The sequence below is a fragment of the Mycolicibacterium pallens genome, assembly GCF_019456675.1.
In the GTDB taxonomy this organism is placed as follows: domain Bacteria; phylum Actinomycetota; class Actinomycetes; order Mycobacteriales; family Mycobacteriaceae; genus Mycobacterium; species Mycobacterium crocinum.
In genome coordinates this window covers 3,018,645-3,031,327 of the sequence record NZ_CP080333.1, presented here as the reverse complement: position 1 = coordinate 3,031,327, position 12,683 = coordinate 3,018,645, and the positions used below count along the sequence as shown (strand labels likewise).

The 12,683-nt window shown below is 63.3% G+C and carries 14 protein-coding genes; 4 read left to right on the top strand and 10 right to left on the bottom strand.

The window, feature by feature from the left end:
• The first annotated feature begins 31 nt into the window (after nucleotides 1-31).
• Entirely contained in the window at nucleotides 32-1,573 is a 1,542-nt protein-coding gene (locus tag K0O64_RS14910) for a phospholipase D family protein (protein ID WP_220045589.1), read from the top strand.
• A 1-nt stretch (nucleotide 1,574) separates the two neighbouring features.
• Here the strand turns inward: K0O64_RS14910 and K0O64_RS14905 are convergent, their stop codons facing one another.
• Nucleotides 1,575-2,033: a hypothetical protein gene (locus K0O64_RS14905; protein WP_071944669.1), complete on the bottom strand. Its 459-nt coding sequence runs from the start codon at nucleotides 2,031-2,033 to the stop codon at nucleotides 1,575-1,577.
• A 62-nt stretch (nucleotides 2,034-2,095) separates the two neighbouring features.
• The gene (locus K0O64_RS14900) at nucleotides 2,096-2,830 is read right to left on the bottom strand and encodes a polysaccharide deacetylase family protein (RefSeq protein ID WP_096311473.1); all 735 of its coding nucleotides are present in this window, start codon (nucleotides 2,828-2,830) and stop codon (nucleotides 2,096-2,098) included.
• A 171-nt stretch (nucleotides 2,831-3,001) separates the two neighbouring features.
• Between K0O64_RS14900 and K0O64_RS14895 the strand changes: the two genes are divergently transcribed.
• Nucleotides 3,002-3,310 (top strand): hypothetical protein, encoded by a 309-nt coding sequence (locus tag K0O64_RS14895; protein WP_125477437.1) that lies wholly within the window; start codon nucleotides 3,002-3,004, stop codon nucleotides 3,308-3,310.
• 36 nt (nucleotides 3,311-3,346) lie between these two features.
• Here the strand turns inward: K0O64_RS14895 and K0O64_RS14890 are convergent, their stop codons facing one another.
• The gene (locus tag K0O64_RS14890; protein WP_071944675.1) at nucleotides 3,347-4,066 is read right to left on the bottom strand and encodes a GAP family protein; all 720 of its coding nucleotides are present in this window, start codon (nucleotides 4,064-4,066) and stop codon (nucleotides 3,347-3,349) included.
• A 618-nt stretch (nucleotides 4,067-4,684) separates the two neighbouring features.
• Entirely contained in the window at nucleotides 4,685-6,136 is a 1,452-nt protein-coding gene (locus tag K0O64_RS14885; protein ID WP_125477436.1) for a sensor domain-containing diguanylate cyclase, read from the bottom strand.
• Nucleotides 6,137-6,290: 154 nt separating this feature from the next.
• Between K0O64_RS14885 and K0O64_RS14880 the strand changes: the two genes are divergently transcribed.
• Entirely contained in the window at nucleotides 6,291-6,509 is a 219-nt protein-coding gene (locus K0O64_RS14880; protein ID WP_071944677.1) for a three-helix bundle dimerization domain-containing protein, read from the top strand.
• Between the two features lie 525 nt (nucleotides 6,510-7,034).
• A complete protein-coding gene (locus K0O64_RS14875; protein ID WP_071949832.1) occupies nucleotides 7,035-7,427 on the top strand; it encodes a nitroreductase family deazaflavin-dependent oxidoreductase in 393 nt (130 codons plus the stop codon).
• A gap of 255 nt (nucleotides 7,428-7,682) precedes the next feature.
• Here the strand turns inward: K0O64_RS14875 and K0O64_RS30305 are convergent, their stop codons facing one another.
• The 6 genes from K0O64_RS30305 to K0O64_RS14845 form a co-directional block, all read right to left on the bottom strand.
• Nucleotides 7,683-8,000, bottom strand: coding sequence for a PASTA domain-containing protein (locus K0O64_RS30305; RefSeq protein ID WP_081479066.1), 318 nt, complete (start codon nucleotides 7,998-8,000; stop codon nucleotides 7,683-7,685).
• Nucleotides 8,001-8,056: 56 nt separating this feature from the next.
• Complete coding sequence (locus K0O64_RS14865) at nucleotides 8,057-9,556, bottom strand: site-specific integrase (RefSeq protein ID WP_005144200.1); 1,500 nt, start codon at nucleotides 9,554-9,556, stop codon at nucleotides 8,057-8,059.
• A complete protein-coding gene (locus K0O64_RS14860) occupies nucleotides 9,549-9,884 on the bottom strand; it encodes a helix-turn-helix domain-containing protein (protein WP_005144202.1) in 336 nt (111 codons plus the stop codon). Before K0O64_RS14860 ends, K0O64_RS14865 begins: the two co-directional genes overlap by 8 nt.
• On the bottom strand, nucleotides 9,881-10,048 hold the full coding sequence (locus tag K0O64_RS14855) for a hypothetical protein (RefSeq protein ID WP_230985998.1): 168 nt from the start codon (nucleotides 10,046-10,048) through the stop codon (nucleotides 9,881-9,883). Before K0O64_RS14855 ends, K0O64_RS14860 begins: the two co-directional genes overlap by 4 nt.
• A 110-nt stretch (nucleotides 10,049-10,158) precedes the next feature.
• On the bottom strand, nucleotides 10,159-11,514 hold the full coding sequence (locus K0O64_RS14850) for an IS256-like element ISMgi5 family transposase (RefSeq protein WP_220045588.1): 1,356 nt from the start codon (nucleotides 11,512-11,514) through the stop codon (nucleotides 10,159-10,161).
• 27 nt (nucleotides 11,515-11,541) lie between these two features.
• Entirely contained in the window at nucleotides 11,542-12,480 is a 939-nt protein-coding gene (locus tag K0O64_RS14845) for a tyrosine-type recombinase/integrase (protein ID WP_225933456.1), read from the bottom strand.
• Nucleotides 12,481-12,683: the final 203 nt, after the last annotated feature.

The window sequence follows — 12,683 nt, the reverse complement described above, 5'->3', positions numbered from 1 at the left end:
AGTCCGAACGCCGAATGGGCACCTCACAGTAGTGAATCTGGCCGAATGGTTCCTGACCGGCGACGAGCGAGGGAACCCCGCCACCCGGCTGCCGGCGTGGTCGGAAGGCAACCGCGCCGAGCCGCTCATTCACGGTGCCACGTACTTCGAACGACTCGCCGTCGAGGTGGAGACGCTGCAAGCAGGCGACTATGTCTTCTTCACCGACTGGCGCGGCGACCCCGACGAGCAGTTGCGCGATGGCGGACCGACGATCCGTGAATTGTTCTGCCACGCCGCACAACGGGGTGTGGTGGTCAAAGGACTGGTGTGGCGATCGCATCTGGACAAGTTCCAGTACAGCGAGGAGGAGAACCAGCATCTGGGGGAGGCGATCGAAGAGGCGGGCGGGGAAGTGCTGTTGGATCAGCGCGTTCGCGTCGGCGGATCGCACCATCAGAAGCTCGTCGTGATTCGCCATCCCGAAACGCCAGAACGAGATATCGCGTTCGCCGGCGGAATCGACCTGTGCCATTCCCGCCGTGACGACGAGTCGCACGAGGGTGACCCGCAGGCCGTGCAAATGGCCAAGAGTTATGGGGACCGGCCGCCATGGCATGACGTGCAGCTGCAGATCCGGGGCCCGGCTGTCGGCGCCCTGGACACCGCTTTCCGCGAACGCTGGAATGATCCGGCACCGCTCGACACGTTGTCACCCGTTGCCTGGGTGATGGACAAGTTGCGCGGCGCTGACCTCTCGCCGGGCACGCTCCCGGAGCAACCACCGGATCCGCCGGCATGCGGACCTCATGCCGTCCAGGTCTTGCGTACCTACCCAGACGCGCACTTCCAGTACGACTTTGCGCCGCACGGGGAGCGCAGCATCGCCCGCGCGTACAACAAAGTGGTGCCCCGGGCCCGGCGACTGATCTACGTCGAGGACCAGTACCTATGGTCGGCGCGGGTGGCCAAGTTGTTCGCCAAAGCCCTGAACGACAACCCCGACCTCCATCTGGTGGCTGTGATTCCCCGTTATCCGGACGTCGACGGTCGACTCCAATTGCCACCGAACCTGGTGGGCCGCTGGCAGGCCATCGCGACCTGCCAGAGCGCAAGTCCTGAGCGGGTCCACATCTTCGACGTCGAGAACTACCGAGGGACGCCGGTGTATGTGCACGCGAAAGTCTGCGTGATCGACGACATCTGGGCATGCGTCGGCAGCGACAACCTCAATCGGCGGTCCTGGACCCATGACAGCGAATTATCCTGTGCCGTCATCGATTCTGAGGGAACCTTCGCCCGCGACCTGCGGCTGCGGCTGCTACGCGAGCACCTGGACCGACCGGCCGACGGCAGCGAGGACGGCAATCTCGTCGACCCGGTCACGGCGATACGCGACATCACCGCCACAGCGGATGCACTGGACGCGTGGTACCGGTCGGGCTGCCACGGGACCCGACCGCCGGGCCGGTTACGGCCGCACAAACCGGAGCGTCTGGGGTGGCCCACCCGACTCTGGGCTGAGCCCCTGTACCGCTTGATCTATGACCCCGACGGGCGCTCGTACCGCGACCGGCTTCGCGGCCGACTGTAGATCAGCAGTCGTTACCTGCCTGCATAAGAACGTTTTTCAGGCGGGGTGCCGGTGAGGCGTGGATGTCGTAACCGGGATTGTCATCGGCCCAGGCGATTTCGTAGCAGTCGCGAAACCCGGCCGCGGTGTCGGCTGGACTGTCTGAGTGTTCTTCCACCCATCCGTCGAGCGAGCTCTTGCAGCCGACGAGATTGACGTTGCCGAACTTGACGGCCGAAGCCGGCTGTCCGGTCGAACCGTCAGCACTGGGTGGGTGGCTGGATCTGTGCCACTCGATCAGATCGCGCACGGCGACCAGGTGGCATGGCTGGTCTGTTGTCGGCGGCAGGGGAGTCGCTCGCGGGACTGCGCTCGACGCGGCCACCGGGCTCGGTGACGGCGCTGCGGCCTCGGGTCCGCTGCACGATACGACGACTAACGGTGCGACCACGGTAATCAGCGTCGACACGATGCGCACCATTCGCCGGAGTCTACGGACAGTGGTTGGGCGCTGCGAGCGGTGTCCCAGGCCGGGCGCGCCGCTTAGCTGAAGACGTCGTTGAGTGTGACGGTCTGCAGACCCCGGCTGTTGATGATGTCGAGCAGTTGCGGGTAGGTGTGCATCACGGGCGGCAGGTTGGCGTGGCTCAGGATGATCTGCTGCGGCTGGAATGACTGCTCGGCGAAGGCGACGAGTTGCCGCTCGTCAACCGGTCTCGAATCGCCGACGGTGCCGCTCCACAGCGTGATCGTGGTGTAGCCCAGGTCGGCGGCAATGCGGTCGGTATCGGCGGTGTGGGCTCCGTACGGCGGACGGAAGTAGGGGGTGCCGTCGGTGCCGAAGGTATTGCGGAGGAAGTCGGCGTTGCGTCGGATCTGATCGGCGACCGCGTCGAGCCTGATCCGGGTGATGTTGGGATGGCTCCACGTGTGATTACCCACCTGGATCTGCCCGGATTCCACCATGGGAGCCAGCAGTGGCGCGTTGACCGACCACGACGTGTTCACGCCGTTGGGAAAGAACGTCAGTCGCACTCCGCTGTCGCGGCAGAACTGGGCGCAGGCGGCCACCACCGCCGAGTTGGTGCCGTCATCGACGGTCAGGGCCAACTGGTTACCCTCGCCGGGCAGCCGGGTCACGATGCCGTGCGGCGCGGGAACCTGTGCGTTGACTGGATGCGTGATGTCGGCCCGCGCCGTCTCTCGACTTGTCGCGGCAGCGGCTAGGACGCCAATTGCGATGGCGCGCAACATAGTGCGCCTGTCGAGCTGCGACACGGCGTGAACGCTATGAGTGCTTCCTTGCGACACGCTGTACGGCAGCTGTCGACTTGGTGGGTACGAGGGCCCTCACATTAGGGCGCTCAAATAACCCTGCGGCTCACTGGTTCTGAGTCCGGTTGCTCCGACCGGTATCGCCACCGAACATGAACAAAAGAGGTACCGACGATGATGTCGAAAGATCAACACCGAGCCGTACAGTCGAACGCCGATAGAGTGAAGATGTGGGCGATGATCGCGGGCATGGGTGCCGTGCTGGCCGCCGCGTCCTACACCGTGATCCATCACGACGCGAGCCTCGGGGGATCGACCGTTCCCGTCGGCGGCGGTGTCGTTGTTGCGGGCGGCAATCACAACAAAACTTTTGCGCCGCCGAGCGCCCCGAATATGAACATGGGCGGCACGGTCACCGAGACGACGCCAACTGACGTACTGCCGGTGGAGAAGGCCGAGCCTGCCATCAGAGGCGCGCACTGATCCGGTGGCCACCGAGTTCGGCAGTGTGCCGGTTTGTCAGCCGGTCGCGAGCAGGTAGATCCCTAGTGCCCCGGCGCCAAAGACGAGGATGTGGCGACGGTAAGTCTGAAGCCAGCTGTACGTCGCGGTCACAATCGATTGCGTCTTCGCGGGCTGTAGCAGATAGCTGAGAAGCAGTAATTCGACAATCGCCAGCATTGCGACGGTGAAGGCGATCGAAGCGCCGACCTGGGCGCTGATCGAGGCGCCCGACGCGTGAATGATGGATATCGCGGCGAGGTATTCAACGGGCGCGGGCCCCTGCGATAGTCCCACGACAAACGAGACCCATGGATTACCGCTTTGCAGCATGCGGCGAGCGCGAACCGCCAAACCTGCCATCGCAGTCGACTTCACCGGCTGTTCCGTCCAATCCGGTTGATCAGCAACGCCTTTCGTTGCATAAGCTGGCTGGCGGATCAGACGGACGGCGCCAACCACAGCGACCAGCAGGGCGATGGCTCCCAGGACAACCTCGGTGTTGCCGTTGGTGAGGTCTGCCAACGAACCAACCACCTTGTTGATGAGGCTGGGCACGATGTCTTTCAGCAAGACTAAGGTCGCCAGGGCGCACGCCAGTCCCACCGCCATGCCGCCGGCCCAGAATGCCACCAGATTGAGGACCGGCCGTGGCCGCGAAGTCAATATCACTGTGATGCCGATGCGGAGTGGGTCTGCCGCGACCGAGAGGCCCAACAGCATCACGATGGCCCACATATGGGCAAACGGTACCCACGGCTTGCCCCAGCGTCAACGCCAGTTAACCCGAGGACACCTTATTTGATTGGGTGAATAACCCCGCTTCCGAATGGTGTCCGAGAGGGTCGTTTCATTCGTCAGCAAACCGATTCACCTCGCAGCTTACTGTGCTAACCTGCCCCGCATAGCAGGATGCGCCGTGCGTTACCACGACTGGTAGGCGGGCGCTGATGGTGGGGATTCGCATAGGCCCGGGGGGGAGGATGCGTGGCAGACAACAAAATTGACGCGCACGTAGAGGTCGCGTGGTCGACTGGACTTGAAGGCTTGTCCGGGCGGGCTGCCTCACATGACGGACTATGTCTCGTTGCGCCGGAAACGGCGCTGGCTAACACATTCTTGGCGCCCTTGTTGGACGCCGAGAGTTCTCGTTATGGGACTTTGTCGGAAATTTCAGCAAACTGCTCTGCTCGGGAGGTACCCACGGTGACCGGCGAGAACTGTCCCTTCGGCAGAATGGTAGACATGGATCGGCTGGAGCTCATCCATGTCTAGGCGAATGCCGGTCATTGCAGCGATTCCGAACTACAACACGGGCGGATATCTGCGCAGGTGATCACCAAGGGCGACGCGCCCCTACGAGGTGACTTGGTTGCGTCCGGCTTTCTTCGCTGTATACATAGCGGCATCAGCACGGGTGATGATGTCCGTCACGGATTCGCCCGGGACAGCCAGTGCCGCACCGATGCTCACCGTCGCATTGATGATGTGGCCGAGGTGATGGATCGGTTCGGCGACGTGCTCGCGGATCTTGTCGGCGAGCGTTGTCAGTACCTCCATACTTTGCACGCCGGGCAGTACGACGAGAATTTCGTCTCCTCCTGCTCGCCCCACAGTGTCGCCCTGGCGTAGGCAGTCACGCACGCGTGCCGCCACGGTCGACAACACGACATCGCCCACGGGATGGCCCCAGGTGTCGTTGATCGCTTTAAAGCGGTCGAGGTCGCAGTACAACAGACCCAGGTGCGCTGCGGGAATCTGGTGATCCCGCAGCGCGGCTTCCAGCCGCGTGATGGTCTCGGCATGATTGACCAGTCCGGTGAGCGTGTCCAGGCGGGCGAGCCGCTGCAGTTCCTCCTGCATCTTGATCAGCTCTTGGTGTTGATGGCGCAGCTGTTGTTCGGATTCGTGGCGCTCAGTGACATCGCGGATCGCCGCCGACACGTGCAGAGTCTCGCCGATACGCAATGGGCTCAGGCTGATGTCGACGGGAAACTCGGAGCTGTCACGACGCAGGCCCCACAAGTCCAGACCACTGCCCATCTGCCGCAATGTCGGCGCGGCGAGAAACCGGGTGCGGTGCCGTCGATGGTCGGCTCGGTACCGGGCCGGCAGCAGCATCTCAATCTCGCTGCCGATCAGCTCTTCACGCTGATAGCCGAACATTCGATCCGTTTGGGCGTTGGCCAGCGTGATACGGCCGTCCGTGCCGATGATGACCATCGCGTCCGGCGCCGCCTCCAACAGGTCGTAGAACATCGAGTGGGCTCGCTGCTGGTCGGCGGCGAGATCGGTGATTACTTCCGTGAATCCTTTGATCGAGCCGTCCGGCAGCCGCAGCGCGCTGATGACGACACCGGCCTGAAAGTGGCCCCCGTCCTTCCGCACGCGCCAACCCTCGGCTTCGAACCGACCCGATTTTTCGGCGGCCGACAACTCACGTTCGGCCACACCGGCCCGCTGATCGTGCTGCGTGTAGGTTCTCGACATCGGGCTGCCGACGATTTCACCCTCTACATAGCCGAACATCAGCTGGGCGCCCGCACTCCATCGCAAGACTCGTCCTGTCGCGTCGAGTGCGACGATCGCGCGATCCAGCACCGCGTCCACCATCACCGCGGCGTCACTCGGGTCAGGGCGTGGGCCAGGTTGCGTCGCAGCGTGAATCACCATCGCGGATGCGCCCCCCGTATGCTCCAGGCCGGTCACGTCGGAGCATAGGGGATCTCGGCCCACAAGAGCCAGCCCGAATAACGTAGTCAGGGCAACTCCTAGCGGTGCTGTCCAGCCGCGACTTGCGGTGACCAATCCTGCTCATCACCAAGAGGTTTGAACCAGCAAATTTAACATTGGGCAGGACCAACGGTGTCGGTCACTCGTGCCGCGAGCTGTGAGTGGATTCACTCCCACCAGAGGACCTTGGTCTCTTTGGCTTCGCCCTGCCCAACGGCAGGCTGGAGTCATGCGCAAGCTAAGCGAAGACGTTGTCATGCATGAGGTGGAAGCCAGGCTGATTCAGCAGTATCCAACTGTTCCTGCGCCCGACGTTGTTGCCGCGGTTGCCGAGGCTCGGAAGTCGTTCGCCAACAGCACCGTTCGTGATTTTGTTCCGGTCCTGATCGAGCGCCGAGTGCGGCGTCTACTCAACGAACGCAGTCACGGCGTCCTGCTCGCCAGCTGACTGGGTCGGCGTGACCGGGCCGGAACTGCCGCCGTCTGAGCCGACAGCCTAGGCTGCGACGTTCCTGTTGTGTTCGGATGAGACCGCGTTCTGGGGTCCTCGCGCCGGAGGAAGTTCGCGGAGATGCTGTACACCCAGAGCACACGGAAGCAGCGCCACGATCACCCGGTTGTGGTCGTCATGGTGCGCTGTGGGCAAAGAGCGTCGCAACGAAGCAGCAGCGGTTTCCGTTCGACTGAGGATTCGGCCGACAACGCCGGTGACGGCGACCGCCGGGTGGCGCGATCCCGTCCGACGTCGAAGCGGCTTGGTGTCGACCTGGTCCTGCGACTCGACAACTAAACATGCACCGGTCGATTCGGCCGGGTTGTCGCCGATCAGAGGGGATTGCGGTCCTTGGTGCTGATCGCGGCCGTTCGCCACATCGCCGTCTGAACATGTCGAGTCAACCTCATCGGACCGTGGCAGTATTTGGGCGTGCGGCAGCCCACGGTGCGCGTGTCCCAACTTGGAGAGGAGTGGCGAATGCCGATTCCGAAGATGGTGGCCCGGCTGAATCGAGTGGGCCTCAATAAGGTCACCCAACATATTGCGCCCTGGGCACCCGGGTTTGGGCTGGTGGTTCACCAGGGTCGCAGTTCTGGGCGAAGCTATACAACCCCTGTCAATGTCTTTCGGACGCCAACCGGAGTACGCATTGCCCTCACCTACGGCGCCGACAGCCAATGGGTGAAGAATGTCGTCGCCGCACAGGGTTGTACGTTGCGAACCCAGGGCCACACGCTAACCCTGTCCGAGCCGCGGATCGTCCACGACCCAGAGCGCACGAGCATCAGACCACTCGAGCGACGGGTACTAGGCATGTTGGCGGTTGACGACTTCCTCGACCTGACCGAGTACCACGAATCAGCCGGATAACGCCGTCGGCGAGGACGGGAAGCACGGAAGTCCCTCGTGCTTGATCTATCGGAGGTCCTCGCAGCAGGACGCGCGGCACACATGCAAGCACGTAGGGGGCAACGCCGACAGACGTCACTGGATATCGGTGTTATCAAGAAGTGTCGAATTCACCCGCGCCTGTGCCTTGTGAGCCTCAAGTCGAGGTCGGCAACTGAAGCGTCGTCGGCTGCGTTGAGGTGTCGCTAGCGTTGCCGTGCCGGCTCGACCATGTCACTAGTTGGTTTGGATTGGTCCGGTGCTAATCGTGAGGATGATTTCATCGCTGAAGGGTGCCGTTGTTCCCTCGGGTGGTTTCGTGGCAACAACACAGTCGGGCGGCACTGTGCTTGAAACGACGTGAGCGCGTCTGGTGTGGGTGAATCCTGCCTGCTGAAGGATGTGTTCGGCTGTGTCGCTTGGCATCCTTCGCACGTTCGGTATCTGGCCGTGGCTTACCGGGTGTGCCGAGCATCCCGCGAGGACCAAGAGTCCCAAGATCAGTAATGTGGCCGATCGTGTCCGCGGATGTCTCCGCTGCTTCTTGTGGCGCATGCGATCTATTTATTCGTGTGCGCGTGTTGCGCGTCAACGCGTTGAGCGCCGGACATTCAGTTGGTTCGAAGATGTGACCTTGGGCGGTTGATGGCGGGGTAGGTGGCCATGGGTACTGCGGCGCGGGCGGCGTGGATGTTCATGACTTGGGTGGAGTAGCCGAGTAGGTCAGCCAGTGAGGCTGCGTCGATTTCTTTGGCGAGGTCATGCAGTGCTGCGTTGCGTGCGGCCGTGATGTCGATCCCCAGACTGCGCAATCGGTGCATGAGTGATTGCTCCGATATATGTTGTCCTGCAGTGTATCCCGGAAACAACCAAGGGGAGCGGTGGTTCATCGTTCGGCTGTTGGCCCGCTGTTCGAGGTGCTGGTGAAATAGGGGGAGTAGCGCCGGTGGGATGGGGGCGGGCACTGCGCCGAGGGCGATGGTGGTCCGTGTGGGAGTTGTGACCACGTCGTCGATGGTGAGGCGGCAGATGTGGTCGAGGGGCGTGCCGAAGAGCATCAGCAGGAGCGCGGCGATTCGGGTGGAGAGGAGGACGTGGTCAGCTTCGATGACGTGTTTGATGAGGTCGAGGTGCTGTCGTGTGGAGGCTAGTGGGGCGGTGCGGGCCACGCGGTAGCGGGTTTTGAACGGTGGTGCGATGCCGGCGCGGGCGCGCCACTGGATGAAGTTGCGGATGGCGGTGCGGGTCGTCGTGCCGTCGCTGAGGTAGGTGTCGAGCTGGCCTTGGGTGAGGTCATCGATGGTGGTGTCGTATTCGGCGAGCAGCCAGGTGAGGAACTTGGCGGCTTCGGTGATTTCTTGTTTGGCGCAACGGGTGGCGTTGTCCATGTTGCGTGTCGGGTCGTTGTTGTCGCGCAGGCGCCGCAGATGATGCCATCGGGCGAATTGTTCGATGGGGGTCGCGATCGTGGGGGTGTCGCGCAGCGTCTGTAGCCGTTGGTCGAGCCACCGTTCGAACCGGGCGAGGTATCGGTCGCCGCGGTCGGGCATCATGCGGTGCGCGATCAGCATTTCGCGTAGGTGCTCGAGTGCCTTCGATGGGGGCATCGCGTCGAAGGCGTCGTGACTCAATGGCAGTTGGCGGGTGCCGATCAGGTTGAGCAGTTCGGCGGTGGCCGGTTGGCGCATCCAGGTGATGATGCTTTCTGGGCGGGGGACTGCGGCGAGTTCGACGATGAGTCGTTTGAGGCGCATGTCGGGTGGCTGGTGCGGGGCGAGGATCTGTTCGAGGTCGGTGGTGACGATGCAGCGGGCGCAGTGTCCGCCGCGCAGCCGCTCGGCTTCGCGGCCGCAGTTGTCGCAGTCGAGGTTGGTGGTGATGCCGGCGCAGTTGCGGCATAGTGCTGCGCCGGTGGCTGTTTGGCCGGGCACGAGTCGCTCGGTGCCGCAGAATGAGCACAGGCCGTAGGTGCGGGCGGCGGTGGTGAAGCACGGTCCGCAGATGGCGCCCTCTGGCCAGTGCACCCGGATCTTGGGTACGAGGTGGTGGCATCGACTGCATTCGATGTCGCCGATGGTGCGGGGGCGTCCGCGGCGGCGGGGTTCAGTCATCGGTGATGATGCGGGCCTTCACCGGCCGGTAGGCGTTGAGCAGGGGAACGTCGCTGGGGGCGTTGACGGCCTTGGTGCGGGATTGGCGGGTGTCGGTGGCGGTGTAGGTGATCAGGTCGCCGGCCTCGATGCCGAAGATGTCACAGAGGGCGACGAGGACCTTGAACGAGATCCGGTCGGGTTCTTGGCCGACGATGCGGTAGATCTGCGATTCGGAGAGCGTGATGCCGCGTTCGCGTAGCGGCGCGACGAGGTCGCGGCTGTTCTTCATCCCGGCGCGGGCCATGAATTCCCTGACCCGCCAGTGGTATTGAATCTCTCGCCTCATCGGGACTCCCGTCGTCTGCTCTCACTCAGGTCGGCCTTGCTGCGGGTCAGCGTTGCGCTGAGGACCCGCTCCAACTCGCGGGCCCGGTAATCGGGGGCGGCCAGGGTGTAAATGGAGGTCGTGGCGGCGTGCTCGTGGCCCAGCTGCAGCTGCACGAAACTCACGTCGTAGCCGTACGCGGTCTGCAGATTGGTCGCATACGAGCGGCGAAGAGCCTGTCAAGTTATCTGTGTAAGTCGCCTATCCGATTCGTCCTGAATGTGTGTTGCTGTGTTTAGAGATAGCGTTCGATGCGGTCTGGGTAGACCAGGCTGAGTTGTTCGAGTGCTTTCTTCCAGTTGGTGACTACCTGTCCTTCCACGAGGCGCCCAGGGGCTGTTCGGCAGAGCTTCTTGCCGCGTTCTTTGGCCCGCTCGGCGGCGCGTTTGTCCTCGATGTTGCAGATCGCCAGCCACAGCAGTTTCACGACCGAGGCGTCGTTGGGGAACTGGCCGCGGTTCTTGATGACCTTGCGCATCTGGTAGTTCAGCGATTCGATCGAGTTCGTCGTGTAGATCACCCGACGCAACTCCGGCGGAAACGCCAGGAACGGGATGAACTGCTCCCAGGCCCGTTCGAAAGCCTTTGTCACCGTGGGGTTCTTCTTGCCCAACTCCGAGGTCGTGAACGCCTGCAATTCGGCGTGGGCGGCATCAGCACTGGGCGCGGTGTAGATCGGCTTCAGTGCTGCGGCTACGGCCTTGCGGTCACCGTAGGACACAAACCGCAAGGCGTTGCGGATCAGGTGCACCACGCACGTCTGAACGGCCGCTTGTGACCAGGTCGCCGCGATCGCCTCCGGGAACCCGGTCAGTCCGTCGCAGCACACGATGAGCACGTCCTTGATGCCGCGATTGGCCAGATCCGAGCACACCGACGCCCAGAACGACGCTCCCTCGGTGGGCTGAACCCAGATGCCCAGGACATGCTTGACGCCGTCCATATCCACGCCCACGGCGATGTGGGCGGCCTTGTTGCGGGTGTGGCCGCCGTCTTTGACCTTCACGATCATCGCGTCGAGGTAGATCACCGGGTACAGCGGTTCCAGCGGCCGGCGCTGCCAGCTGAGTACCTCATCGGAGATCTCGTCGACGATCTTAGAGATCGTCTCATGCGACACCTCGGTGCCAATCGTAGAAGCCAGGTGAAATTGGATGTCGCGCAATGTCATTCCACCGGCGTACAGGGAGATGATCATGTCATCGAGCCCACCGATCCGGCGGGCGCCCTTAGGGACCAGCGTCGGGGTGAACGAGCCGTCGCGGTCTCGTGGAACCTCCAGGGCCACCGGCCCGGCCTCAGACTGCACCGTTTTGGGTGAGTGGCCGTTACGGGCGTTGGGCATCGCCCGCCCGATGGGATCGCCCTTCTCATAGCCCAGATGCTCGGTGAGCTCAGCGGCCAACCCGCGCTCCAGAGCCAGCTTGATCAACCCAGGTAGCAGCCCGCCCTCACCGGTCAGGGCAACCTCGCCGGAGTCGACCTGAGCCAGCAGCTCATCGACGGCACCCGAGGCCCGAAGCGCCTCGGCCATCTCCACTGTGGACCCCGCCTCGACCAGCGATGAATTCACGTCCTTGCCTGTCGTCACGTCCTGCGATCCTTCCGTTAACAGGACTTACACAGACCATTTGACACGCCCGCGGCGAAACGAATGCAGGTCCAGACCTGCGGGAAACCCAAGCTCGTCGATAAGGTCCCGCATCCGCTGCCAGAGGTTGCGTTCGGGCACCAGCCCACCCTTCTCGGTGGGGAACAGGTCGGTGACTGGCTGGCCATAGCGGGGAAGTCCACGCTCGACCCAATCCGCGACCGCCTCTGCAGCCCAGTCGAAGACGGTCAACACGGTGCGCTGCTTGGGCGGCGAGTTGCGCATCGCCTTGCCGTGCCGTATCCGCACCAGACCCCAGTCGCCGAAGAACGGCGCTCGGGCGTTACGGGAGAAGTCGACGAGCTGCAGGTGCCGGACCTCGTTGCGGCGAAGGCCCCAGCCGTAGAGGGTCTTGAACGCCACCGCATCCCGCCACGCCGCCAACGCGCCCTTGCGCCCGGCGTGCAGGATCCGTTCGGGCTCCAGATCTGCCAGGTCGAAGAACTGTTGGAGCTCATCGAGGGTGAAGGGCCGCTTCACCGCCCGCGAGTCATCGACCTGCACGTGTTTGGCCCGGTTGAACTCGGTGATCACCTGACTGAACACCGTGCCAAACAGCCGACCGCAGTGCTCATTCCAGTCGTAGGCAGGATTGGTGGCGTAATCCAGGAACAGTTTCACGTCGGTCTGATAGGCCCGCACCGTGCTATGGGCTCGGTTGAGCACACCGCGCAGATGACCGAAGAAGTCATCAGCATCGGCGGGAGTCCACTGCCAGGGGAATGCGCCCACGAAGTCGGCCATCCGCAGCACCTGAGCATTGCGTCGACGGATCGTCTCGGTGGAGGTGCCCTGAGCCAGCTGCGCACGCCGCCAACCGGTCAGCACATCCTCCAGGAACGCCTCAGGATCCGGACCCGACGCACCCGCCGGCAAGTACACCAGCCGACCCATCGCATCGTCCATCCTGGACCTCCCAATTGAATGCATATTCTGCACTCAGGATGCAGATCATGCAGAGAAACGATGCAGAAACCCAGCTCACGCCAGCGGATCGTCGCCCTGACCACCAGCCGGGGCGCGTCCAAGCCTGCCTACCGGCGGTGTGCCCGAACGAGACGAAACGTGCTCTGCCGCAATATCGCCGACCGCCGGTGGGGGTGTTATCA